We start from the raw sequence: 24604 nt of genomic DNA on the forward strand, positions 1-24604 counted from the left end.
AACCGGATGTCCAAGGGAGTCCACGTGGCACAAAACGAACTGGAGGCAAGCCCCCAAGACCAGCGTGGTCAAGGCGGGCACGGAGCCATTCCCCTCTCCGCTGGCATGTTGCTCGTAACGCTCGGCGTCGTCTATGGCGACATCGGCACGAGCCCCATGTACACCATGAAATCAATCGTCGCCAACAACGGCGGCATCGGCACCGTCAGCGAGGACATGATCTTGGGCGCGCTTTCACTCGTCATCTGGACCATGACGCTCGTGACCACGGTCAAGTACGTGGTTATCGCCATGAAGGCCGACAACCACAACGAAGGCGGCATCTTTGCCCTGTTTAGCCTGGTGCGCAAGGTGGCACCGTGGCTGATTCTCCCCGCCATGATCGGCGGCGCGGCGCTGCTCGCCGACGGCATCATCACCCCTGCGGTCACGGTTACCACGGCCATCGAGGGCTTGCGCACTATCGAGTGGGGCCATGCGCTTTTGGGTGACGGCCAGACCAACGTCATCATCATCACCATCATCATTATCTGCGGCCTGTTTGCCATGCAGCGCGCCGGCACCTCGTCGATCGGCAAGTTGTTCGGCCCGCTTATGACGCTATGGTTCCTATTCCTGGCTGGCGCCGGCCTGTTCAACATGCTCGGCAACCTGTCCATCCTGCGCGCGCTCAACCCCATTCGCGGCATCATGTTCCTATTCTCGCCCATCAACCACTCGGGCATCATGGTGCTCGGCTTCGTCTTTCTGTCGACGACCGGCGCCGAGGCGCTCTACTCGGACATGGGCCACGTGGGCAAGGCAAACATCTATGCATCCTGGCCGTTTGTTAAGGCGGCCCTTATCCTCAACTATCTGGGTCAGGGAGCTTGGCTGCTCGCCAATAACTCCAACCCCCAGATGCTCGCGATGGATATCGTCAACCCGTTCTACATGATGCTTCCCGAGCCCCTGCGCCCCTTTGCCATCGTGCTTTCGGCCGTAGCGGCCATCATCGCCTCGCAGGCGCTCATCACCGGCTCGTTCTCGCTGGTATCCGAGGCAACCCGTCTCAATCTCATGCCGCACCTGCGCATCCACTACCCCAGCGACACCAAGGGCCAGCTCTATATTCCGCTCGTCAACAACATCATGTGGGTCGGCTGTATCTTCATCGTGCTGCTGTTCCAGAACTCCGAGCGCATGGAGAGCGCCTACGGCCTCGCCATCACCGTGACCATGCTCATGACCACGACGCTTTTGACGAGCTACATCGCCGGCATCCTCAAGCACAAACTGGGTGCCTGCGTCTTCGCACTGCTCTTTGGCGCCATTGAGCTGTGCTTCTTTGCCTCGTGCCTCACCATGTTCTTTGACGGCGGCTATGTCATGATCTTCTTGGCCGCGCTGCTGTTTGGCCTTATGTACGTGTGGCGCCGCGGCACCGCCATCGAGCGCACGCAGACCATCCTGCTGCCCGTCTCCAAGTACATTGACCAGCTCGACCGCCTGCGCAACGACGAGACCTATCCCGTGCTTGCCGACAACCTGGTGTTCCTCACCAACAGCCCCGACCCGCTCACGCTCGACCGCGATGTGCTCTATTCCATCTTGGATAAGCATCCCAAGCGCGCCAAGGCATACTGGTTCATCAACGTGTACGTTACCGATGAGCCCTATACGCACGAGTATTCCGTCGAGACCTTTGGCACGGACTTCCTGTTCCGCGTGCGCCTGGACCTGGGCTTTAAGGTCAACCAGCGCATCAATGCCTACCTGCGCCAGATCGTTGGCGACCTGATGGCATCGGGTGAGCTGCCGCCGCAGCATCACACCTACTCCATCTACGAGACACGCGGCAACGTGGGCGACTTCCGTTTTTGCATGCTGCGCAAGATGCTCGCCCCCGAAACGGACATCAACCGCAACGACCACCGCGTGATGGCCATCAAGTACGCCGTCCGCCGCGCCTGCGGAAGCCCGGCACGCTGGTACGGTCTAGAGAACTCGGCCATCATCATCGAGTACGTGCCCCTCTTTGCCCGCATGCGTCCGGCAGTCAAACTCGTACGCACCCAAGTGCCGCTCGAAGTTCAGATCGAGGAAGCCGAGGAAATGGAAGTCGATATCTTCTCGGACGACTTGGTCAACGGCAACGAGGCCGGTAGGGACATGAACGTCGATCCCACCGAGCTGCTCGAGAGCGTCGCCGATACGCCCGAACAGCAACAGCTCGACGGCCTCGAGAGCGAACAACTCAACGACGTCAACTTCTAGCGACGTCACAAATCAACGACAGCGGCCCTGCACCTCGCGAGAGATGCAGGGCCGCTTTGCATTGCAGTAAAGCTATCGGCTACGAACGACGCGGCTCGGGAACCACGAGCCTATCGTGACTCGCGCCCTCGGCATCTGTCAGGCTCACGTAGCGAATCGACGGATCCTCATACATCGCGTAGTAATAATTGCCCGTGCGCGCGCTAAAGCATCCGGTGTAGATAGTCTTCTCGAACTTGCCATCGCCCATCCTGGACGCCCCCTCAATCATTACCACGCCTTCGAGCGAGCGGAACATACGGACGACGTTTTCGGTCTCGCTCTCCTTTTGCGGGTAATTGGCATTGAGGTACGCCGCCTTTACAAAACGGCTCGGTGAATAGCAGTCACCCGGAATACCGCGCATGCCGGCACCCGCGCCATAGGGCTTGAGCTCGGCGCCACGCCATGTCGCCGTCTGCGGAAAATCGCTTGTGGCAGTGATATAGGTGCGCAGGTTTTCCATGTGCCACGGGAAGGTCGGCTGGTTGGCAAGGGTGTCGACCGGATCGTCGTATACATGCAGGCCGTCAGCCATCATCTCGACCACGATGCTGCGCTGGCTGTCGCCGATAATCCAATGGAGCAGCGACACGCCCAGCCCCTCTCCGGCAGATTTGGCGACAATCACCGTGTCGCGCAGCGCGGCCTCGACCTCATCGACCGTCGAGAACGTCGCTGCCACCCACAGGGGAAACTCATAGGCCGCGATATTGGTCTTTCCATCAACCGGCCCCTCGGCATACTCGGCATAACCCGGGAAATTGAGACCCGCCACGGCGAGGCCCGCATCGTTGCCGCAATCGAAGAACATAGGGTAGTTCTTGTAATCGATGCACATACCGATCACCGCGTGTACCGCCGTCGCGTCGTCGATAAACGAATACGGGATGTGAAACCCGCGCGGCATCACGCGAACCTGTTGGCCGTAGTCAAAGCTCCAGTCGAGGTTGCGGCCCAGATACATGTGACCAGAATTATCGGTAAATCGGATACTCGTACACATGGCGCCTCCTAGCTTTACGTTCTTGCTAAGTTCATTGTCTCCAAACAAAAAGGCGCTAAACACAAAAGCCCGGACATGACAACAATGTCATGCCCGGGCCAAAAGAGACGAAGTGCGGTGCTGTAGTCACCCTAGACAAGTTTACCTTGGCAGTGGTCGATCATATGCTGGATCATCTGTGCCTCAAAGCCCGCGTAGTCACGGCGGCACTCCTTCATCTTGCCGTCGACAATCTGGTCAAAGGCAACCTTGCACTTGATATAGCGCGTGGACTTGGTGACCTCCTCGTGCGTCAGGCAGCTCTCCTCCATCTTGCTGGCGCCCAGGCCAAACACCAAACGGGGGTTGTAGAGCACGTGGGGCTCGCCGGCGTCGTCCAGATAGACGCAAACCTTCTTGGTAACGCCAATCTGGTTAGCGGCAAGGCAGCCGGCATCGTCGAGCGACTTGATGGTATCGATCAGGTCCTGTGCGACCGACTCGTCCTCGACGGTCGCAACCTCGCAACGCTGGGACAGGATAGCCTCGTCGTGGCAAAGCTCTTTAATCATACGTTCCTCCATAGGGGTCGTTGTAACCGCTTAAGTATACGGTACCCATACATTTTCATGCGAAAAATACCGTCCGTCTGCTACAAAGCGCCGAACATCAACATGCGAGGAACAACAGCGTCGTAAAGGGGCTATAGTGGGTGAGTTCGTGTCAATCGGCCTAAACTCGGGGCCGAACAAGGAAAGGGTATGCATGGACGAACTATTTCACGTCAGCGAGCGCAAGTCCACAATCGGGACCGAACTCCGCGCTGGACTGACAACATTCCTGGCAATGGCCTACATCATCGCCGTCAACCCCGCGGTGCTCTCGGGCGCTGGCATCGATGCGGGAGCGCTCGCCTGCGCCACCTGCCTGGGCGCCGGCATCATGACCATCTGCATGGGCATCTTCGCCAACCGCCCGCTCGCCTGCGCGTCGGGCTTAGGCGTCAACGCGATGATCGCTGGAATCGCCACCACCGTCTGCGGCGGTGACTGGCACGTGGCCATGAGCGTTATCTTCCTCGAGGGTATCGTCATCTTGCTGCTCGTGCTTTGTGGCCTGCGCGAGGCCATCATGGACGCCATCCCGGTTGTCCTGCGTCACGCCATCTCGGTGGGTCTGGGCCTGTTCATCGCCATGATTGGCCTGTGCGATGCCGGCATTATCACCGCTGGCGCCGGTACACTCGTCGGTCTGGGCGACATCACCTCCCCCACCTTTATCGTCGGCATCATCTCCATCATCGTGACGGTCGCTCTGGCTTCTCGTAACGTGCCGGGCTCGCTGCTCATCGGCATCATCGTCGCCGTTATCGCCGGTATCCCCCTGGGTGTGACCCAGGCTCCGACCGGTATCATCGCCCCGCTCGACTTCTCGAGCATCGGCGGCCCCATCGCCGACGCCGGCGGCGTGCCCGCCATCGTCAAGGTCCTTACCGACCCCGCGCTCCTCGTCATCTCGTTCTCGCTGCTCATGAGTGACTTCTTCGACACCATGGGCACCGCGATGGCCGTGGCCAAGCAGGGCGAGTTCCTCACCGACGACGGCAACGTCGAGAACATCAAGGAGATCCTGATCGTCGACTCCGCCGCCGCTGCCGTGGGCGGTTTCATGGGCGTCTCCTCCATCACCACCTTCGTCGAGTCCACCTCTGGCGCTGCCGACGGTGGCCGCACGGGCCTCACCTCCGTCACGACCGGCGTGCTGTTTATCCTCGCCGCGTTCTTCTCCCCCGTCGTCTCCATCGTTTCCAGCGCCGCCACTTGCGGTGCCCTGGTCTACGTCGGCTACCTCATGATGAGCGAGGCCTCCGAGATCGACTGGTCCGATGTCTCCGAGGGTTTCCCGGCGTTTATGATCGTCGCGGGCGTGCCCTTCACCTACTCCATCTCTGCCGGCATTGGCCTGGGCTTTATCGCCTACGTGGTCGTCGCACTCTTTAAGGGCGAGGCCTCCAAGATCAAGCCGCTCATGTGGATCGCGGCCCTTGCCTTCCTCGTCTACTTCTTCGTGGCGTAACGGCATAGTCTGCTAAAGCAAAACACCAAAGCGCGGAGTCGCATCGAGCGGCTCCGCGCTTTTCTTTTAAAGCCAGGCAACGCACGGGCGCGCGATGTATTGCTCCCCGAATTATTGGACATTTTGCCCTCCAAACGGCACTACCGCCGGCTACATCTTGCAGATATGCTGAGCGTAATCGCATAGGCCCTATGAGGATGGGAGTAACCATGGCCGCCTTGTTCACGACCCCCAAGCGCAATGACAAGACCTCTGGAGCCCATTTTGTCGAGCCCGACGTACGCCGTCGCACGCTGCTCGCACACGGCAGCTGGCGCCGCGTGACACGCCGCATCGTTGTAGGCGCCGTATGCGCGCTCACGGCAAGCTCGCTGCTCATGCCGAGCGTCTCACTCGCGGCCGAGTGGGTGGACGTTGGCGGCGTCCGCCACGAAGCGGCCGCGGGACCCACGGGAGACGCCGCCGGCACCTGGAGCTGGGACGGCGCCGACGACATGAAGCTCAACGGCTATAACGGCGGCGCAATCCAGGCTGCAGGCAAGCTCAACATTGTCTACGAGGGCAAGAACACCGTGAAAACCGAGCCCGATTACACCGGAGCCGCCATCAAGGCGAAGGATGGCACTAGCCAGAAAGCAGAGTTGAACATAACGAACTCGAATAGCACGGATGAGCTCAATGTGACAGCCGAGGCCGATGCAATTAAGTCCACAGGCGACCTCTCCATTTCTGGCCCAGGCACTGTGAACACCACAAGCACCTCTTCCGACGGAATTGAGGCAAAGGGCGATCTCTCTATCACAGGCTCGGGCACTGTGAATGCAACGGGCGGTACCGAAGGCATCCAATCCAATGGCAAGACCACCATCGATTCTTCTGGCACAGTGATCGCTAAAGGAGACGAAGGTTACGGCATCGCCGCGGGCAGTGACCTGACCATCAAAGGCGGTGGCAAGGTAGAAGCAAGCTCGATAGAAGAAACGGGGATTTGGGCTGACGACGGCATTAACATCTCGGGCGGCAGCCAGGTTAAGGCAAACTCCGAAGGAGATCTTGCCGTCGACACTGAGGGCAGTCTCGCGGTCACGAACGCCTCCCTTGACGCAAGCGGTGTTGAATATGGTGTCTATGCCTACAAGGGCGTTACGCTCGATCACGCGACCGTGACGGTCCGTACAAGCGCGAGCGGCGGCCAGGCCATCGCCCTCATCACTGACGGGGACGACATCGTCATCAAGAATGGTTCCATCGTGGACGCGTTCGCGGAAGGCAAATTCTCGGTTGCAATCTCTACCAGAAACCACCAGCCAAACGTCGCTGGCGGCCACATCTACATCAGCGACTCCGTTGTTAAGGCTATAGCTCGCTATATCGAGACCGGTGGCGATGGCCCCGATCACTACAGCAACGACCAAAGCGGCGAGGTCATTCCCGAGCATAGGGGCGTGAACATCGGCATCTTTGCCCGGACCGAGGAGGGCATCACGCCCGCGACCATCTCGATCGTCCGCAGTAAGGTCACAGCTGAGGGAGACACGGCGGCAATCTTCGCCCTTGCCACGAGCGCGGACGGCGAGACAATCGGCACCATCGAGATCGAAGGCGCTCCCATCCAGACGCCCACAGGCGGCAAGATCATTGGCTATCGCAACAAGGAAGAACGCGACGACGGCATCTTCTACGAGGTGGGTCAAACCATCGGCACGGGCGACGCTGTGATCGACTCCCCCTATAACGAAGCAGTCGCCAAGAGCACGGCCATCGTGCCTCCCGAGGAAACCAAGCCCGAGGAGAAGCCAGGCGAGACCAAGCCCGAGGGTTCTAAGTCCGAGGGCACGAAGACGACCAAGACCGTTGCAGTTGCAGCCACGGGAGCCAAGACCACCGGCAAGCTCGCGGCAACCGGCGACGCCTCGAGCGCAGCCATCGTGGCAGCCGCCCTTGCGGGAACAGCCGCCATCGCCGCGGGCGCCGTGGTGAGCCGCAAGCGCTCGTAAACACTTTTTCGCACGGGACGGGTGGATCGCGGCCCTTGCCTTCCTCGTCTACTTCTTCGTAGCGTAAGGGCAAGGCTGCAAAAGCTGAACAATAAAGCGCAGAGTCGCCATGCGGCCCCGCGCTTTTCTTTTAGCGCCGGTCCCTGCGCCGGCGTGCGGCCTATTTCTCCCCCATTTTGGCCATTTTGCCCTCCAAACGGCACTACCGCCGGCAACATCCAGCAGATACGCTGAATCTAGTCGTATAGGCCCTATGAGAACGGGAGCAACCATGGCAGCCTTGTTCACGACCCCCAAACGCAATGACACTACCGCCGGAACCCATGTTGCCGAACCCGACGTTCGCCGTCGCATAGGACTCGCGCACGGCAGCTGGCGCCGCGTGACGCGCCGCATCGTCGCGGGCGCCGTGTGCGCGCTCACGGTGAGCTCGCTGCTCATGCCGAGCGTCTCGCTCGCAGCGGAATGGGTCAAGGTCGGCGGCAACAAGTACAACACCGCGGCGAGCGACGAGGCCGGTACCTGGTCGTGGGACGGCGCCGACGACTTGAAGCTCAACAACTATAACGGCGGCGAGATCCAGGCCGCAGGCAAGCTCAACGTGAATTACTCGGGAACCAACATCGTCACTGCCGAATGGAGCGAAAGCATCAACGTTTCTCATGGCACTAACGAGAATGCCGAGCTCAATATCCAAGGCGACGAGGGCGGCACGCTCAGCGTGACATCTACTGAGGACGCTATCCTCTCCACGGGTAATATCAACATCGACGGAGCCGGATCCGTCAACGCCACGAGCACTGGGTTTGATGCCATCAATGCCGGAGGTGATCTCGCTATCAAAGGTTCGGGCAACGTCAACGCCACGGGTGCATCGGATGGCATCAGGGCAAACGGCAATATCACGATTGACGACAGCGGAGCCGTCACCGCCAGGGCTACCAAGGACAAGGGTATTGGAGCCGACAAGAACCTCACCATCAAGGGTGGCGGGACGGTCGAGGCAAGCTCAGCCGATGGTGAGGCCCTTTGGAGCGGCGGCAATATCAACATCTCGGACGGCAGCCAGGTCAAGGCAAGCTCCGAGAAAGACGCTGCCGTCGAGGCCAAGGGCAGTCTCGCAGCCACAAACGCCTCCCTCAACGTAAACGGTGTTGAATATGGCGTCTATGCCCACAAGGGCATCACCCTCGATCATGCAAACGTGACGGTCCGTGCAAGTAAAGGCAGATACGGTGGCGCCAACGCCCTCTTCACCTACCAGGACGACATCGTCGTCAAGAACGGCTCCACCGTGGACGCGTTTGCGGAAGGCGAGGTTTCGGCTGCATTCTCCACCAGAAACGATCGACCCAACGAGGAGGGTGGCCACATCTACATCAGCGACTCCGTTGTCAAGGCCATAGCCCGCTATGTCGAGAACGGCGACGGCCCCATCCCCTACAGCGAAAACCAAGATGGCGAGACGAGGCGCGAACCCCAAGGCGAGAACATCGGCATCATCGCCCAGACCAGCGAGGGCGTCACACCCGCAGCCATTTCGATCATCCGCAGCAAGGTAACGGCCGAAGGAGATACAACGGCAATCTTTGCCCGTGCCATGAGCGCTGACGGCAAGACAATCGGCACCATCAAGATTGAGAACGCCGCCATCCAGACGCCCGAAGGCGGCAAGGTCATTGACTATCGCAAGCTCCGTGACGGCATCTACGAGGCAGGCCAAGCCATCGGCACGGGCGACGCCACGGTCGACTCCCTCTATATCAAAGCAGTCGCCAAAAGTACGACCATCGCACCTCCCGAGGTAGCCAAGCCGGAAGACCCCAAGCCCGACGAGACCAAGCCCGCAGAAAGCAAGCCCGCGGAGTCCAAGCAGAACCCCAAGCCTGAGGGCTCAAAGCCGACCAAGGCCGTTGCGGCTTCAACCACGAAAGCCAAGACTACCGGCGTGCTCGCGGCAACCGGCGACACCTCGGGTGCGGCCATCGTGGCAACCGTCCTTGCGGGAACAGCCGCTATCGCCGCAGGCACCATGGCGAGCCGTAAGCGTTCTTAGACGCCTCTGCGCACATGGCAGCTCCCGCGAAGGCCCCGAGCCCCAGCACCGTTTAACAACGCCACCGCCGAGCTCCCCTCCGGCGGTGGCGTTTTCCATATGCGTCCGCAGGGGATGCGCGAGATTGTCTTTGGTCTAGCCCAACCGGCATACGCTGGCGTGCGACAATTGGGGCTGCCGATATCACAACACTGAGAGAAGCCCGTCATGGAAGCGCATCAAAAGCAGATAACCGTTTATTCGAATCATACGGAAAGCGCGCCTGTCATCTACCTTCCTGTGGTCGTGGGCGACGGCAGCGAGGTTTATAAGTGTTGCCGAGAGCTCGACTGTCCGCCATTCGCCCTCGTCACCATTGGCGGGCTCGATTGGAATCGCGAGCTGAGCCCCTGGGCATGCGACGGGACCGTACGCGATGCCGAGCCTTTCGGCGGCCAAGCTGCCGATTTTCTTGATGAGCTGCTGAATCAGATAATCCCCCAGGTCGAGTCGTCGCTTCCTCAGCCGCCCACCTGGCGCGGCATTGCCGGCTACTCGCTCGCGGGCCTCTTCGCACTCTGGTCCCTCTGGCAAACCGACGCCTTTGACCGCGCCGCAAGCGCATCGGGGTCGCTATGGTTTCCCGACTTTGTCGACCGTGCCAGCACGGCCCCTTTTGCCGGCAGCCCGCAAGCCGTCTACCTGTCACTCGGCAAAAAGGAAACCAAGACGCCCAACCGCATGATGCGGCATGTACTCGACGACACACGCGCGATGGAAGCGTTGCTCGTCGAGCGCGGCATTCCAACAACGCTGGAGCTCAACCCCGGCAATCACTTTGCCCAAACCGACTTACGCATGGCCCGCGGCATCCACTGGATACTGACACATTAAAAATGGTGCCCACACGCATATACGCATGGGCACCATATCTTGTTTTAGCTGAACGCAGCTGCTACTCAGCAGCCTCCTCAAGCTCGGAGACATCAAACTCAAAGTCGTTACCCGGCAGGATGGCGTTGAGCACAATGCCCACCAGTGAGCCCACGGCAATGCCGGACAGCGAAATGGTCACGCCGCCCAGCTCCAACACGATGGCGCCGGCGGTGCTGTACGCGATGCCGAGCGAAAGCACGAGCACCAGCGCGGCAACCAGCACGTTGCGGTTGTTCTGGAAATCGACCTGGTTCTCGATGAGGTTGCGGACGCCCACAGCGCTGATCATGCCGTAGAGCACGAGCGACACACCGCCGATCACACACGCCGGCATGGCCGCAATGACAGCCGCGAACTTGGGGCAGAACGAAAGCACGATGGCGCAACACGCGGCAATTCGAATTACGCGCGGGTCGAACACGCGCGTCAGGGCGAGCACGCCGGTGTTCTCACCATACGTAGTGTTGGCCGGAGCGCCAAAGAGCGAAGCCAGAATCGTGGCAAGGCCGTCGCCGAGCAGCGTGCGATGCAGACCGGGATCGGCAATGTAGTTGCGCTCGCAAGTCGAACCGATAGCAGAGATATCGCCGATATGCTCGATCATGGTCGCGAAGGCCAGCGGCATGATGGTGATGATGGCCGTCGTGGCAAGACCGCTATCGAACTGCGGCCCAAAGAGTGCAAACACGGTGTTGTCCCACACGATGGGCAGACCGACCCACGGAGCGGCGGCAACGCCCGAGAAATCAACCTCGCCGAGCGCAGCCGCAACGGCATAGCTCACCACAACGCCCAGCAAAATCGGCACGATCTTGACCATGCCACGGCCCCAGATGTTGCAGATGACGATAACAGCAACGCCAATGACAGCCACAAGCCAGTTGGTCTGGCAGTTAGCAATAGCGGAACTTGCCAGGATCAAGCCGATGGAAATGACGATGGGGCCAGTCACCACCGGCGGAAAGAAACGCATGACACGCTTGGCGCCAAACGCGCGGAAGAGCGCCGCCAGCACCGGATAGAGCAGACCGGCACAAGCTACGCCCAGGCAGGCGTAGGGCAAAAGCTCGGTCTCGCCGTTGGGCGCGATTGCGGCATAACCGGCAATAAAGGCAAACGATGAGCCCAAAAATGCCGGCACCTTACCGCGCGACAGGAAGTGGAACAGCAGCGTGCCCAAGCCGGCAAACAAAAGCGTTGCCGATACCGAGAGGCCGGTGAGCACGGGCACCAGCACGGTGGCGCCAAACATGGCAAACAGGTGCTGTAGGCCGAGCAGGAACATGCGCGGGCGGCCGAGCGACGATGCGTCGTAGATGGCATCGCTGACGGCGGGCGTCGAGGACTGGGACATGGATGTCCTTTCGAATGGAAGGGCGATCAGGCATATCGGATAACCTGCCCGAACGATACGATCCGAACCATTGTACGCGATACACTATGCCTCGCACGCGCCGCCACCTGCAAACACTAGCGCTATTTCCAAACGCGCTCGGCAATGCGCTTGACCAGCGCGATCTTTGCCCATTGCTCATCCTCGGTCAGCTTGTTGCCAATCTCGCAGCTGGCAAAGCCGCACTGAGGCGACAGATACAGGTTCTCGAGCGGCACGTACTTTGCGGCTTCACGGATGCGCTCGACGATAACATCCTCGTTCTCGAGCTCTGCCGCCTTGGTGGTTACCAAGCCCAGCACGACCTTCTTGCCGGGGGCAACGTACTTCAGCGGCTCAAAACCGCCGGCGCGCGGCGTATCGAACTCCAGGTAAAATGCATCGACATCCTCGTTTGCGAACAGGTACGGCGCGATGGGGTCATAGCCGCCCTCGAAGGCATAGGTGGAGTGGTAGTTGCCGCGGCACACATGCGTGTTGATGACCAGATCGTCGGGCTTGTCCGCGATGGCGGCATTGTTGAGCGCCACGCCCAGCTCGCTTACCTTTTGCAGGTCGACCGGGCTCATGCCGGTCTTGGACACAAAGTCAGTATCGCAGTAGATGCCCCAGGTGCAGTCATCAAACTGGATGTTGCGGCAGCCTGCTGCGTACAGGTCGGCGATCACCGTGCGATAAGCGGCTGCGATGGCGTCGGCAAGTTCCTCATCGGTCTTATAGACAGCGCGCAGGCTCTCCTGCTGGCCGTCGCAGCGGTCGAGCGTGACTTCGGAGAACGTCTGGATCGGCGCCGGGATGGTCTGGCGCGCAACGTGGCCTTCGCCCTCAAGTGCCTTGACAAACTTAAAGTGCTCGACAAACGGATGATTCTCGCCGCTGATGGGACCGGTCACCACGGCGGTATCGGCCGTGGTCTCCTCGTCGTGGAACATATAGCCCGTACGCGAGGCACGCCGCTCAATACCGTTGAGTCCCCACATAAAATCGAGATGCCAGTAGCTGCGGCGGAACTCGCCGTCGGTAATCACCTGCAGGCCGGCGGCCTTCTGCTTTGCCACCAAATCGCGAATGGCATCGTCCTCGACCGCCTTAAGGCCGGCGGCATCGAGTTTACCCACGGCATAGGCGGCACGCGCATCCTTAACAGCCTGCGGACGAAGAAAGCTGCCGACGATATCGGCGCGAAACGGCGCGTTCGGTTGAGTCGAAGTGCTCATAGATATCTCCCTTTGCATTGGTTGCTTTACTGGGACAGAGTATGAGCGTTCATATGGCCATCGTAAAATATTCGTTTTTAACAGTTTGATATAGATATTTCCTATATCAGTTGGAACTGCCATAAAGAGATTTGACCCGTGCAAGACGCAGAAGTCTAGATATGCTGGCGGATCGCGTCGATATAGGCTTGGCCGTAGCGCGTGAGTGTCGTGTTCTTGCGCGTGATGATGCCGATCTCCATGTACTCGTCCACATCGAGCGGAATCGAGATGATGCCGGGGCCGTTGAGCTCGTGACTGATCACGCCTGAGCATACTGTGTAGCCGTTGAGGCCCATGACCAGGTTGAACAGCGTCGCACGATCGCGCACGCGGATGTTCTTGCGGCGCTCAAACGTCGAGGTCAGTTCCTCGGAATAGTAAAACGAGTTATAGCTGCCCTGCTCATAGGACAAGAATGGGTAGTCCTCGAGGTCTTCGAGCGTCACGCTGGAGCGGTCAGCCAACGGGTGGTCGGCACACACAAAAACGTGCGGCGTGGCGCAGAAGAGCCCTTCGAACACGAGCTCGTTGGCCGCCAGCATGCGCTCGATGACCTCGCGATTGTGCTCCGACAGATACAGGATGCCGAGTTCGCTTTTCATATGCGCGACGTCCTCGATAATCTCGTGAGTCTGCTCCTCGCGCAGGGTAAAGTCGTAGCGCGCGGCATCAAACTCACGAATCACATCGACAAACGCATTAACGGCAAAGGAATAATGCTGGCAACTCACACTAAAGTGCGGCACCTGCTCGGACGTGCCCTTGTACTTACCTTCGAGCAGATCGGCCTGGTCAAGCACCTGGCGCGCGTAGCCCAAGAAGGTCTCGCCCTCCTCGGACACAATGACACCCTTGTTGGTGCGCTCAAAGATGTGCACACCCATCTCGTTTTCGAGATCGCGGATCGACGCGGTAATCGAAGGCTGCGACACGAAGAGCCGGCGCGAGGCCTCGGTGATGCTGCCGCATTCGGCAACTTTGACGACATACCTGAGCTGTTGAAGCTTCATGGCTTTCTCCCTAGACGTTCGTGACGTCGAAACCCGTCGTGCTCATCTGACGCATAAACGACGGCATCTCCCCCGTCGCGGCGCAGGCGGCAATCTGATGCAGAGCCCCGGCAACCGCATCGTCTGCCGCAGCGCCGATATGCCAGCGCGCGGCAGCCGTGACGGCCTCGTTGGCATTGGCGACTGCAACGGAGTTGGGGACGGCACCGATCATGGGCAGGTCGTTATCGGAATCGCCAAATACGGCCACCTCGTCGGACGTCAGGTCCAAAGCGCGCGCCAGCTCCAGCGCAGCGCAACCCTTGTCCCAACCTGCTGGAAGAATGTCGAACAGGCGCACACGATTGTTGGGAAACACGAGCGAGAGCTCCGGTACCTCAGCGGCAACGCGCTCACGTAGCTCCGCGAGCTCCTCACGCGAACGGGCACTCCAGATATTCGCCTTGAACACCGGTGCGTCATCGACAACAGGACGGCACGGGGCCTCTTCGCCCTTGAGCCATGCGTTGCCGCCCGACTCCATGGCGCGGCGCACACGCTCGGGGTCGCTCGTTACACAATAGGCATCGTTATTCCAAAAGTCATCGCCCAGGCTGTAGACCTTCAGATACGTATCGTCGGTCTCTTGCTCCAAGTAGTCAGCCAAGCGCATAAGGGCGGCGTTGTCGGTCGCATGCGAGGCTGCCACCTCGCCGTCCACAAACATGACCTGGCCGTTGCAGAACGCGCCGGTCGAGAAGCACTCGGCGCGATTGCGGAACATCCAGCCCATCGCGGACGGTTGGCGACCCGAAACCGGACCAAAGTGCAGACCCGCCGCCTGCATGGCATGAATGCCCTCGATGGCGTAGTCGCTGGCGCCGTCATGCCCGGCTGGAATCAGCGTATCGTCCATATCGGTCAGCACAAGTTTAATCATAAGGCCCCCTCGGTCATTCTTAATCCCGTCTATTGTACCGACCTGCCAAAAAAGGATAGGTTTATTTTGGCAGGTTTTATCTGGGAAAACGTAAAGCCCCAGTTGTTACCTGCCAAAATAAACCTGTCCCTTTTTGGCAGGTGCGCTAGTATAGGGAACAACAGATTCGATGCGGGAGTGCCGGCGGTGCAAACCACAAGGCTGAGAGGGCATGGGGCCCAATCCTTTGAACCTGTCAGTTAATGCTGGCGTAGGGAGCATGCCGCCTTTTTAGGGGCGCTGTCTATGCACAGCGCCCCTTTTCTATGCCAAGGAGGCATGTGCAGTGATCGATTCGGAACAGCTTAAGCAAAACGTAGTCAAGGCCGTGGAGGAGATTCGCGCCACCAATCCCATGGCCGGCTCCATCACCAACACGGTGACGATTGATTTTGTCGCCAATGCTCAGCTCGCCGTGGGCGGTTCGGCCGCTATGGTCTATCTGCCCGACGAGGGCGAGGCACTCGTTGCCGGCGGCGGCGCCATCTATCTCAACATGGGCACGCTCTTCCCCATCTACGAGCAGACGATTCCCCGCGCAGCCAAGGCGGCACACGACGCCGGCAAGCCCTGGGTGCTCGATCCGGTGGGCCTGGGCATCGGCAGCCTGCGCACCCAGCTGGTAAACGAACTCAAGCAGTACAAACCCGCCATCGTGCGCGGCAACGCCTCCGAGATTATCGCGCTCGCCGGCCTGTGGGGTCTTGAGGGTGAAGCCGCCGATCTGAGCCGCGTGCGCGGCGTCGACACCACCGATACGGTTGACGCCGCCCGCGATGCCGCCGTGGCGCTCGCCCGCTACACCGGTGGCGCCGTAGTGGTCTCGGGTGAGGTCGACCTGATCACCGACGGCACGACCGTGGCCAAATCCCACGGCGGCAGCCCGCTCATGTCCAAGATCACCGGCTGCGGTTGCTCGCAGGGCGGCGTGCTGGCCGTGTACGCCTGTGCCACCGACCCGTTTACGGCAGCCATCTGCGGCACCGCCGTCTACAACGTTGCCGGCACGCGTGCCGCCGCCGTTGCCGATGCCCCGGCAAGCTTTAAGGTCGCCTTTATCGACGAGCTCTACCGCGCGACCGCCCAGGACATCGCCAACAACCAACTCGAGCTCGAGGAGGCATAAGCCATGTCCGAGCCCGCAACCAATGCCGGTATGAACACGCTCGTTGCCGTAGCCATCGCCCCGTGCGGCACCGGCGACGAGCTATCCGCCGAGGTCGCCGAGGCCGTGCGCGTCATTCGCGAGAGCGGCCTTCCCAACCGCACCACCTCGATGTTCACCGAGATCGAGGGCGACTGGGACGAGGTCATGCAGGTCGTGCGCGACGCAACCTTTGTGTTGGCGAACAAGGGCATCCGCACCGAAGTCGTGCTCAAAGCCGATATTCGACCCGGATTTACCGACACCATGACCGGCAAACTCGAGCGCATGGAAGCACAGATCAAAGAGCAGGAGGAAGCACGATGAGTATCCGCGACAACCTTGATATCTCGGCCTATCTGGTACTCGGCCCCGAAAACACGCTGGGACGTCCCGTGGGCGATGTGGTGGCCCAGGCGCTCGATGCAGGCTTTACCTGCATCCAGGTGCGCTCCAAGGTGGCAAGCGCCCGCGAGATCATCGCGCTGACCGGCGACGCCGCGCAGGCTATCGCACAGGCCGGCAAGACCGGTCAGGTCGCCTTGCTGATCGACGACCGCCTGGACTGCGTACTCGCCGCGCGCGAGCAGGGCATCGCTGTCGACGGCGTGCACGTGGGCCAAAGCGATATTCCCGTCGAGGTCTGCCGTAAACTGTTGGGCCCCGACGCCATCGTGGGCCTTTCGGCCCGTTGCGAGGAGATGCTCGAGTACGTCAAGACCGCCGACATGAGCCTGGTCGACTACCTGGGCATCGGTCCACTCCACGAGACCGAGACCAAACGCGACTGCGGACGCGCAGCCGACGGCTCTATCATTACCAAGAGCTTTGAGGACCTGGCCGCACTCCACGCGGCAAGCCCCGTGCCCATCGTGGTGGGCGGCGGCGTCAAGACGGCCGATCTACCGCAGCTCAAGGCTACCGGTGTTGACGGCTTCTTTGTGGTGAGCGCCGTCTGCAGTGCCGACGACCCCTACGCCGCAGCCAAGGAGCTCGTCGACACTTGGCAGCAGGCATAGGCATAGGCCGAGCAGCTTATTCGCGGCCTCATATCTTCAGCAACGGAAAGCGCATCCCAGAATGGACGTCCAAACTGGGATGCGCTTTCCGTATAGAGAACCAGTGGGAAACTGCATCCCAGTCTGAACGCATATTCCGGGATGAACTTTCCGCTACGGGCCTCTCGCGGAAAGCGCATCCCAGTTTGGATCTCCATTCCGGGATGCGCTTTCCGCCGAGATGGCGGCAGCAGCCTCTACCCTGCCAGATATGCCTCCAGTGCCGGCAAGGTCGCCTCCGCATCGCGGCGACCAATCTGGTAGATGCGTTCAAGTTCATCGGGCTCGCGACACAGCGACGGCACCTTCACCGATTCGCTCGGCCGCACCACAAAGATCTCGCCGGCAGCCTCGCGACGTGCCAGGTCATCGAGCGTGGCATTGTAGACCTCATGTCGACGCTCAAGCGCTGCGACAAACTCCGGATAGTGACGGAACACGCGACGCAGCATGGGCATCACGCTGTTGGGCTGCTTCACAAAGCCCGCCGGCTGCGTGAGCACCACGATATTGCGGTCATACCCCTGCGCAAACAGCCATGCACTGGGAATAGAATCGGCCACGCCACCATCCAGATACTTATGCCCGTCAATAGCAACGGGACGCGTCGCCACGGGAATCGCCGACGATGCCCGGATCCACTCGATATCCCGCTCGTCGCCATAGGGCAGGTCGTGGTAGACGGCCTTGCCCGTCTCGATATCGGTACACACGCACGTAAACCGCATGGGGCAGGCGCGATACGCCTCCAGGTCGATGGGATCGCGCTCGATGGGCACCTCGTGATAGGCAAAATCGGCATTGAACATATCGCCGGTTCGCAGCCAGCTGGTCACGCTCGCATAGCGTTTGTCGGCGCAATAGGCCTTGTTATAGCGAATGGCGCGGCCGATCTGGCGCGATTTAAAGTTGTAGCCAAATGCCGCGCCCGCCGAGACGCCCACCATATGGTCGCAGGTCAAACCGTGCTCCATCCAAACGTCGAGCACGCCCGCCGTATACATACCGCGGTAGCCGCCTCCCTCGAGCGCCAGCCCCACCGTGCTCGTCATATTTGACTGTGCCATGCGACCATCTCCGTTCCTGCGTTTTAAAACGGAACAAGTATACCCATCAACAAATATCGTCTCAGTCGCATTTTCATCGAACATCGTCGCGTTACCGTTTGGCGAATAATGGCCGCCCGCAACATGGGCACCCCTACATAATTCCATACACTTGTTTATACTACTCAGTAGTTATCAGCCGAGAGCACGAACCGACAAATAAACCCAACGACGCAGCAAGGCGGGGGCTTGGAAACACGCAAGGCGTTGAGCAGCAACGCATGTGCACAACGAGCTCGCCCGACGCAATCCGCCCCGACCTCAGAAAGCCGCTTACAGTATGGATAACGCCAGCAATAATACCGAAACGCTCGAAAAGACCATCCGTGACCTTCTGGAGCGTCAGGACGATCTGATCAGGACCGCCTTTACCGACGAGCTCACCGGACTTGGCAACCGCGGCGGCTTTACCCGTTCCTTAGAGGAACTCTGGGAGCAGGAACTGCCCGTGACCATGGCGTTTATCGACATCGATAACATTAAGCACTGCAACGACATCTTTGGACATGACGAGGGCAACCGCTATATCTTGCAGGTGAGCCTCTATCTCAAACTGTATATGAAGGTGGACGAGGCGGCATTTCGTCTGGGGGGCGACGAGTTCGCCATCCTATCTACGATTGCGACCGAGGACGACCTTGCCGAACGTCTGGAACACTGCCGAACGGTACTGCTCGAAAACAACGCTTCCAAGATGCCTCACTCGTTTAGCTACGGAGTGGCACACGCCGACCCCGCCCTGGGCGAAGCCCCCAATCGCTTGACGAACGATGCCGATCATCGCATGTACGACTACAAGCTACGTCATGCCGTGCACCTTGATCGACGCAATATCGCACAAGCCCACACCGACGACTTCGAAATAAGCGATCGCATTTTCGACGCCCTTTCGATGCTCAACGAAGGCCGATATTTCTTTATCGAGAACTTGGACAAACATCGAACCCTTTGGTCACAAGGCGCCTTGCGCGATCTTGGTCTTCCTTCGGAGCATATAGACAACTGCCACGATTACTGGAAAACGCGTGTCCATCCCGATGACCTTGAGGCCTATACCAACGACATCGACCAAATCTATGACGGCTCCAAACATCGCCACGTCATGCAGTACCGCGTGCGCAACGCCGCCGGCGACTACATCCTCGGCCGTGCTCGCGGGTTTCGTATCGACGGCGACGGAAATGTCCCCTCGCTCTATGTCGGCGAGCTCGTCAACCACTCGCTTGCCGAGACCGTCGACGCCGCCACGGGCCTCGGAACGCAGCGCACGCTGATCAACGCTATCGATGCCTGCCGTCGCGACCGTTGCAAGACGGGGCTTATAGCAGTGCGCGTTCGCGGCACGGCAAAGCTCAACGAGCTCTACGGGGCCGAGGCCGTCGACAACATGCTCGCCGAATACGCAGGCCGCATGCTGTCGATTACTCGCGGCAGGAGTCGCGTCTTCCGCTCACGCAACGCCCAGTTCGTCGTGCTTAGCAACAATTTGGATCACGAAGCATTCGAGCAACTGATCCAACATCTCAAAGAGGCCGTTTTCGCTCCCGTTCGAATCGCGGACGACACCATTACCCCCGTCTGTCTTGTCGTTCCGGCCTTTTACGAGCACCTGACCAATCAAACGGCCGCCGTTTTAGGCGAACTCGACCGTCGCATTCGCACGGCCGGCGGGCTTGTTCCCAACGACAGCCTCCCCATACCCGAGGTGGAGCGCAAAAGCGCCATCGCCGAACGCATCGATCCGCTCACGGGTCTCTATCGACCCAGCGTGTTTATGCGCCGCGCCAACGAATTTCTCGAGACAAGGCGCAACGGCGCCTGGTGTATCGCCACCGTCGATATGGGACACATGCGACTGTTCAACGAATGGCACGGACAGGCCGAGGGCGACCGCATGCTCGCCGATGTGGGCACGGTCCTCAAGGACATCGAGAATGCCAACATGGGCGTCGCAGGGTACTGGGGCCAAGACGACTTTTGCATACTCATCCCCTTTGAACACGACACCGTCCATCAGATCTATAGCCGCGTTCGCCAGGCCGTGGCCAAGTATGATGACGGCGTGGGATTCTGGCCGTCCATGGGCGTCTACCCCATCGACTCCAACGAGAAAATCACCATCGATGCGCAGGCCAAGGCCATGTTTACCAATCGGCGCGCAAAAAACGACTTTAAGGAGCGCATTGCCATTTTCCGCCCCGAGGAGTACGAGCGCGAAATCGCGTTCCACCGCACGCTGACCGAATTCCAGTACGCGCTCTCCAACGGCCGTATTACCTACTACCTGCAGCCCCAGGTCGACATGGAAACCGGCGAGATCATTAGCGCCGAAGCGCTCACGCGCTGGATCGACAAGGATGGCTCCCTCATTTCGCCCGCCACCTTTATCCCCGCTCTCGAAGAAAGCGGTTTTGTGGTGACGCTCGACAAATACGTTTGGCAGGGCGTTGCCTTGTGGCTGCGCGAGCGCATCAATCGGGGGCTTCGCGTGGTTCCGATCTCGCTTAATGTGTCGCGCGTGGATATCCTCGCCTGCAACGTTGCCGAGCATATGGGAGCGCTCGCCGCCCAATACAACCTGCCGCCCGAGCTCATGCGCATCGAGATCACCGAGACAGCTTATACGGGAGAGTCCGAGGCCGTGGATAAACTAACGGCCGACCTGCACACCCGCGGCTTCTCGACCTATATGGACGATTTTGGCACCGGCCAGTCCACGCTCGCGATGCTCAAGAACGTCAACGTCGACGTCATCAAGCTCGATCGCACGTTTGTGCCCGATAACGGCGATGAGGGCCGCAGCGTGCAAATCATCTCATCAATGCTCGAGATGGCGCAGTCACTCCATCTGCCCGTTGTGATCGAAGGCGTCGAGACGGACAAGCAGGCAAACATGCTGCGCCACATGGGCGCCCGCTACGCTCAGGGATTCCTCTACTACCGCCCCATGCAGGCGGAGGATTTTGAGGCATTGCTCGATGGTGGCAACGACAACTAATACGCTCGCACGCAAAACGCCACCGTCGAGGGGAGCGTTTGTTCCCATGAGCTAACTAATACTCCAATCTAAACCGAATTGGGAGTAAGATACAAACCATTGTTCCATCCAAGGAGGCAATCCATCATGAACGAGTCGTATCGCCTGGGCGAGCAATCAATCATCGCTCATCTTCAGCGACTTGCGAACGGGGCCTCAACCACCGAGCTCGATGTTGCCGCGCTGCCCCCGGAGCTGCGTGCCATCGGTGAGCAACTGCAGAAAACGCTCGCCATCCTGCAACAAGAACGTGAGTTGCTTGAGCACGGCGCCTATATCGACTCGCTCACCAATCTTGGCAACCGTGGCGGACTCGACCGCCATGTCGATCAGCTCTGGCGCAAAGGCACCCCCTTCACCTGTGCCTATATTGACATCGATCGCCTCAAGCATTGCAACGATAAGTTTGGCCACGCCGAGGGCAATCGCTACATTCTGAGCATCTGCCGCGCACTCACCGAGACAATGGAGCACGATGAGTTGCTGTTCCGTATCGGTGGAGACGAATTTGTACTTATATCCCCCACGACAAACGAAGCCGAGCTCGAGCAGCGCCTAGAGTGGACGCGTGCCAATCTTATCGAGGCAACATCGGACGGCAAGGCGCCCATGATCGCCAGCTTTAGCTTTGGCTGCTCGCGCGTCGACCCGCTTGCAGGCGATACGCGTCGCCAGATGACAAAGGACGCCGACCGCAAAATGTATCGCTACAAGCTCATGTACCGTGTGCAACAACCGGAAGAAGGCGATGCGCTGCAACGCCCGATCACCGAACAACCCCCCCCCTGCAACGACCGAGTGTTTCAAGCGATCTCCATGAGCTCCGAGACACGCTATCCGTTCATCATTAACCTCGACACCGGCGAATCGCAATGGTCGGTTAATGCCGTGCGCGATTTTGACCTACCCTCCCAGCATCCCTACAACTCGCTCGATATATGGCTTGCCCATGTTCACCCCGAGGACCGCGACAACGTACGTGCCGAGCTCGATATGGTGGTAAACGGCACGTGGCACTTCCACTGCATGCAGTATCGCGTCATGAATACCGCCGGAAAATACGCGCTTTGCGACTGCACGGGTTACCGCCTGGACGGCACCGATACCGAGCCCAACATGTATGTGGGCATTGTCACCAACCGAAGCTTGGCAGATACGACCGATTCCGTGACCGGTCTGGGCGATATCCACGCCCTGGTCAACGCCATTGGCGAGATGCGTCGCGTGGCACGAAACGCGGGCTTGATCGCCATTAAAATCGACGAAATCGCACAGGTCAATGCCCGCTTTGGCTTTGATGCAGGCGACCGCGTTTTGGCAGAAAGCGCCGCCTGCCTCATGGATTGCTCGCGCGGCAAGGGTCGTCTGTTCCGCTCGACCGGACCGATGTTCGTGGCGCTCTTCGACGACTTTGATCCCGAAGAGACCGACGCGGTTGCAGACGAAATCGAACGGTTCTTGGGATCGCCCGTGCTCCTTGGCTCATTTGAATATCAGCCGCCCCTTCGTGTGGCGACGCTTCATCTGGACGCCGTCGACCGACAGCCCGTTTCCATTTTGAACGAACTTAATGCGCTGATTAAAGAGGCGCCGCAGGTACCGGGCACCAAGCTGGACTAGCGTTATGGGGCGCATGATGGTTAATTTCCGATCTCAACCGAACACATTGGGCAAATAGGTCGTACCCGCAGTTAGCCGAACGTCCCCTCAGTCCCTCCCGGGGCCCGGGGGCACCGTTTCGATACTCTTGGTTTACTTTGCCTGATGCAAATAAGTGCTCAACAAGATAGAACCTATCCCCCGCCACGGATATGCCCTCGAGTAAATCTGTTAAGCCAAGCCTATCAAATTCTATTGACAATTGGCTGCATTGGTCCATTTTGTCGTCCAGCCACTTCCGCTGGCTATCGCCTCATAAACACAAACCTAACGAGCCGCACGAACGACAAAGAGGCCAAGCTGAACAGAAGTAGAACCAAAACTTCAAAAACGCTGGTATTCCAATCGCGTACCCAGCCCTCTACCGCCCACAAGAAAAACAGCAGCCCCATCCATAACGTCACAGAAGAAATCAGCTTTGCGTAAGGGCGTATATCAATCTCGCTCTCCCTTTTTGTGACATCATATCCAGCAATTGAGCAGAGCCATCTTCCTCTTCGGTATTGGATTGAAAGGACAATCAAGGCAATCGAAGTCATCAAGCAAACAGCATCCTCTGTTTCCATAGAGTTTCCTTTGCTTTCCATCCTAGTTACGCATTCACAATCGAATCAAACCAAGTATGAATTACTCGATAGCAACCGCCTTAGTATAAACCATAGCCGCCGCAGCAGCCCGCCTTCCAAGGCCTCAAAGCTCGCCATCGAGGGCGACCCGCCCAGACCCCTTACAATCTGCTCGCACGAGGCCCCGCACTCCAACATCCTCTGGACCGTATCCCGCTCGTACCTGGTAAGCGTGCCTGCCGTGGGCCCTCGGGGCCGGCATCGTGCCCCACGCCATCTGCCCGCTCGTGCGATAATCCTCTGCAGAAGTCACCGACAGCAGAGGGAGTTTGTGATGAAGGTTCTTTTGGTCAATGGCAGCCCCAAGGCAAACGGCAACACGGCCCGCGCACTCGCCGAGGTCGCCGAGCAGCTTAACGCCGAAGGCATCGAGGCCGAGATGTTTCAGCTGGGCGCCAAGCCCATTCGCGATTGCATTGGTTGCGGCCAGTGCGGCAAGCTCGATTGCCGTTGCACCTTTGACGACGATGTGGTCAACGAGCTGATTGCCGCTGCCGAGCAGGCAGACGGCTTTGTCTTTGGCTCGCCCGTCTACTACGCACATCCCAGCGGACGCATCCTCTCGGCACTCGACCGCGCATTCTATGCAGGCAGCAAGGCCTTTACGCACAAGCCGGGCGCCGCTGTCGCCGTTGCCCGTCGCGGCGGCACGTCGACCACCTTCGACGTGCTCAACAAGTACTTCACCATCAACCAGATGCCCGTGGTAGCATCCACCTACTGGAACAACGTCTTCGGTGCCATGCCGGGCGAGGCCGCCCAGGACGCCGAGGGCCTTGCCACCATGCGAAACATCGGTAAAAACATGGCCTGGCTGCTGCGTTGCATCGAGGCGGGAAAGGCCGCCGGCATCGAAGCCCCCGAGGCCGATCGCGCGCGCACCAACTTTATTCGATAAGTCCAGCGGTGGTCACCTCGATGCTCTATCAATGTCAGCGAAAAGCCAGCTGATGAGGAAAGGTGCCTTGAAAGAGGGGGCGCTGGGCTTTTGCCCGCGCCCGACGATTGAAAGGCAGATTGCCCATCAGAT

General features: G+C 59.5%; 19 protein-coding genes and 1 riboswitch. Of the genes, 11 read left to right on the plus strand and 8 right to left on the minus strand.

Annotated elements, in window-relative coordinates:
* Positions 1-6: 6 nt before the first annotated feature.
* Positions 7-2256: a KUP/HAK/KT family potassium transporter gene (locus DXC18_RS04885; RefSeq protein WP_117716501.1), complete on the plus strand. Its 2250-nt coding sequence runs from the start codon at positions 7-9 to the stop codon at positions 2254-2256.
* A 79-nt stretch (positions 2257-2335) separates the two neighbouring features.
* Here DXC18_RS04885 and bsh read toward each other — a convergent pair whose 3' ends face one another.
* Both bsh and DXC18_RS04895 read right to left on the minus strand, forming a co-directional pair.
* Positions 2336-3301: a choloylglycine hydrolase gene (gene bsh / locus DXC18_RS04890; RefSeq protein WP_117716502.1), complete on the minus strand. Its 966-nt coding sequence runs from the start codon at positions 3299-3301 to the stop codon at positions 2336-2338.
* 131 nt (positions 3302-3432) lie between these two features.
* Positions 3433-3852, minus strand: coding sequence for a peptide deformylase (locus tag DXC18_RS04895; protein WP_022094377.1), 420 nt, complete (start codon positions 3850-3852; stop codon positions 3433-3435).
* A gap of 193 nt (positions 3853-4045) precedes the next feature.
* Between DXC18_RS04895 and DXC18_RS04900 the strand changes: the two genes are divergently transcribed.
* From DXC18_RS04900 to DXC18_RS04915, 4 genes are all read left to right on the plus strand, one after another.
* The gene (locus DXC18_RS04900) at positions 4046-5356 is read left to right on the plus strand and encodes an NCS2 family permease (RefSeq protein WP_117716503.1); all 1311 of its coding nucleotides are present in this window, start codon (positions 4046-4048) and stop codon (positions 5354-5356) included.
* Positions 5357-5565: 209 nt separating this feature from the next.
* On the plus strand, positions 5566-7353 hold the full coding sequence (locus tag DXC18_RS04905) for a hypothetical protein (RefSeq protein ID WP_158551971.1): 1788 nt from the start codon (positions 5566-5568) through the stop codon (positions 7351-7353).
* Positions 7354-7624: 271 nt separating this feature from the next.
* Positions 7625-9409, plus strand: a complete 1785-nt coding sequence (locus DXC18_RS04910) for a carbohydrate-binding domain-containing protein (protein ID WP_158551974.1) — start codon at positions 7625-7627, stop codon at positions 9407-9409.
* 207 nt (positions 9410-9616) lie between these two features.
* A complete protein-coding gene (locus DXC18_RS04915) occupies positions 9617-10282 on the plus strand; it encodes an alpha/beta hydrolase (protein ID WP_117716506.1) in 666 nt (221 codons plus the stop codon).
* Positions 10283-10343: 61 nt separating this feature from the next.
* On the opposite strand, the gene DXC18_RS04920 is transcribed toward DXC18_RS04915, so the two are convergent.
* The 4 genes from DXC18_RS04920 to DXC18_RS04935 form a co-directional block, all read right to left on the minus strand.
* Positions 10344-11678, minus strand: a complete 1335-nt coding sequence (locus DXC18_RS04920) for a uracil-xanthine permease family protein (RefSeq protein ID WP_117716507.1) — start codon at positions 11676-11678, stop codon at positions 10344-10346.
* A gap of 122 nt (positions 11679-11800) precedes the next feature.
* Positions 11801-12934 carry a 5-methyltetrahydropteroyltriglutamate--homocysteine S-methyltransferase gene (locus tag DXC18_RS04925; protein WP_233509010.1) on the minus strand — a complete coding sequence of 378 codons (1134 nt, stop codon included), beginning with the start codon at positions 12932-12934 and terminating at the stop codon, positions 11801-11803.
* Between the two features lie 155 nt (positions 12935-13089).
* Complete coding sequence (locus DXC18_RS04930; RefSeq protein ID WP_117716509.1) at positions 13090-13986, minus strand: LysR family transcriptional regulator; 897 nt, start codon at positions 13984-13986, stop codon at positions 13090-13092.
* Positions 13987-13996: 10 nt separating this feature from the next.
* Positions 13997-14905 (minus strand): HAD-IIB family hydrolase, encoded by a 909-nt coding sequence (locus DXC18_RS04935; RefSeq protein WP_117716510.1) that lies wholly within the window; start codon positions 14903-14905, stop codon positions 13997-13999.
* 163 nt (positions 14906-15068) lie between these two features.
* Positions 15069-15179, plus strand: a riboswitch (TPP riboswitch).
* 51 nt (positions 15180-15230) lie between these two features.
* Here DXC18_RS04935 and thiM point away from each other — a divergent pair.
* The 3 genes from thiM to DXC18_RS04950 are packed head-to-tail and all read left to right on the plus strand — an operon-like array spanning position 15231 to position 17107.
* Complete coding sequence (gene thiM, locus DXC18_RS04940; protein WP_117716511.1) at positions 15231-16070, plus strand: hydroxyethylthiazole kinase; 840 nt, start codon at positions 15231-15233, stop codon at positions 16068-16070.
* 3 nt (positions 16071-16073) lie between these two features.
* On the plus strand, positions 16074-16415 hold the full coding sequence (locus DXC18_RS04945) for a thiamine-binding protein (RefSeq protein WP_233509011.1): 342 nt from the start codon (positions 16074-16076) through the stop codon (positions 16413-16415).
* Positions 16412-17107 (plus strand): thiamine phosphate synthase, encoded by a 696-nt coding sequence (locus DXC18_RS04950; RefSeq protein ID WP_006234517.1) that lies wholly within the window; start codon positions 16412-16414, stop codon positions 17105-17107. Before DXC18_RS04945 ends, DXC18_RS04950 begins: the two co-directional genes overlap by 4 nt.
* A gap of 236 nt (positions 17108-17343) precedes the next feature.
* Here DXC18_RS04950 and DXC18_RS04955 read toward each other — a convergent pair whose 3' ends face one another.
* Positions 17344-18213, minus strand: a complete 870-nt coding sequence (locus DXC18_RS04955) for a patatin family protein (RefSeq protein ID WP_199412207.1) — start codon at positions 18211-18213, stop codon at positions 17344-17346.
* Between the two features lie 319 nt (positions 18214-18532).
* Here DXC18_RS04955 and DXC18_RS04960 point away from each other — a divergent pair, with 319 nt between their 5' ends.
* Together DXC18_RS04960 and DXC18_RS04965 are read left to right on the plus strand one after the other, a co-directional pair.
* Positions 18533-21250 (plus strand): EAL domain-containing protein, encoded by a 2718-nt coding sequence (locus tag DXC18_RS04960; RefSeq protein ID WP_117716512.1) that lies wholly within the window; start codon positions 18533-18535, stop codon positions 21248-21250.
* A gap of 126 nt (positions 21251-21376) precedes the next feature.
* On the plus strand, positions 21377-22909 hold the full coding sequence (locus DXC18_RS04965) for a diguanylate cyclase domain-containing protein (RefSeq protein WP_117716513.1): 1533 nt from the start codon (positions 21377-21379) through the stop codon (positions 22907-22909).
* A 284-nt stretch (positions 22910-23193) separates the two neighbouring features.
* Here the strand turns inward: DXC18_RS04965 and DXC18_RS04970 are convergent, their stop codons facing one another.
* Positions 23194-23514 (minus strand): DUF3784 domain-containing protein, encoded by a 321-nt coding sequence (locus DXC18_RS04970; RefSeq protein WP_117635527.1) that lies wholly within the window; start codon positions 23512-23514, stop codon positions 23194-23196.
* 334 nt (positions 23515-23848) lie between these two features.
* On the opposite strand from DXC18_RS04970, the gene DXC18_RS04975 reads away from it, so the two are divergent.
* Entirely contained in the window at positions 23849-24472 is a 624-nt protein-coding gene (locus DXC18_RS04975) for a flavodoxin family protein (protein WP_117716514.1), read from the plus strand.
* Positions 24473-24604 lie beyond the last annotated feature (132 nt).

The organism is Collinsella sp. OM08-14AT, from assembly GCF_003438115.1.
In the GTDB taxonomy this organism is placed as follows: domain Bacteria; phylum Actinomycetota; class Coriobacteriia; order Coriobacteriales; family Coriobacteriaceae; genus Collinsella.

Coding starts and splice junctions, on each gene's coding strand:
- DXC18_RS04885 (WP_117716501.1), top strand. CDS start 7: ATGTCCAAGGGAGTCCACGTGGCACAAAACGAACTGGAGGCAAGCCCC.
- bsh (WP_117716502.1), bottom strand. CDS start 3,301: ATGTGTACGAGTATCCGATTTACCGATAATTCTGGTCACATGTATCTG.
- DXC18_RS04895 (WP_022094377.1), bottom strand. CDS start 3,852: ATGATTAAAGAGCTTTGCCACGACGAGGCTATCCTGTCCCAGCGTTGC.
- DXC18_RS04900 (WP_117716503.1), top strand. CDS start 4,046: ATGGACGAACTATTTCACGTCAGCGAGCGCAAGTCCACAATCGGGACC.
- DXC18_RS04905 (WP_158551971.1), top strand. CDS start 5,566: ATGGCCGCCTTGTTCACGACCCCCAAGCGCAATGACAAGACCTCTGGA.
- DXC18_RS04910 (WP_158551974.1), top strand. CDS start 7,625: ATGGCAGCCTTGTTCACGACCCCCAAACGCAATGACACTACCGCCGGA.
- DXC18_RS04915 (WP_117716506.1), top strand. CDS start 9,617: ATGGAAGCGCATCAAAAGCAGATAACCGTTTATTCGAATCATACGGAA.
- DXC18_RS04920 (WP_117716507.1), bottom strand. CDS start 11,678: ATGTCCCAGTCCTCGACGCCCGCCGTCAGCGATGCCATCTACGACGCA.
- DXC18_RS04925 (WP_233509010.1), bottom strand. CDS start 12,934: ATGAGCACTTCGACTCAACCGAACGCGCCGTTTCGCGCCGATATCGTC.
- DXC18_RS04930 (WP_117716509.1), bottom strand. CDS start 13,986: ATGAAGCTTCAACAGCTCAGGTATGTCGTCAAAGTTGCCGAATGCGGC.
- DXC18_RS04935 (WP_117716510.1), bottom strand. CDS start 14,905: ATGATTAAACTTGTGCTGACCGATATGGACGATACGCTGATTCCAGCC.
- DXC18_RS04945 (WP_233509011.1), top strand. CDS start 16,074: ATGTCCGAGCCCGCAACCAATGCCGGTATGAACACGCTCGTTGCCGTA.
- DXC18_RS04950 (WP_006234517.1), top strand. CDS start 16,412: ATGAGTATCCGCGACAACCTTGATATCTCGGCCTATCTGGTACTCGGC.
- DXC18_RS04955 (WP_199412207.1), bottom strand. CDS start 18,213: ATGGCACAGTCAAATATGACGAGCACGGTGGGGCTGGCGCTCGAGGGA.
- DXC18_RS04960 (WP_117716512.1), top strand. CDS start 18,533: ATGGATAACGCCAGCAATAATACCGAAACGCTCGAAAAGACCATCCGT.
- DXC18_RS04965 (WP_117716513.1), top strand. CDS start 21,377: ATGAACGAGTCGTATCGCCTGGGCGAGCAATCAATCATCGCTCATCTT.
- DXC18_RS04970 (WP_117635527.1), bottom strand. CDS start 23,514: ATGGAAACAGAGGATGCTGTTTGCTTGATGACTTCGATTGCCTTGATT.
- DXC18_RS04975 (WP_117716514.1), top strand. CDS start 23,849: ATGAAGGTTCTTTTGGTCAATGGCAGCCCCAAGGCAAACGGCAACACG.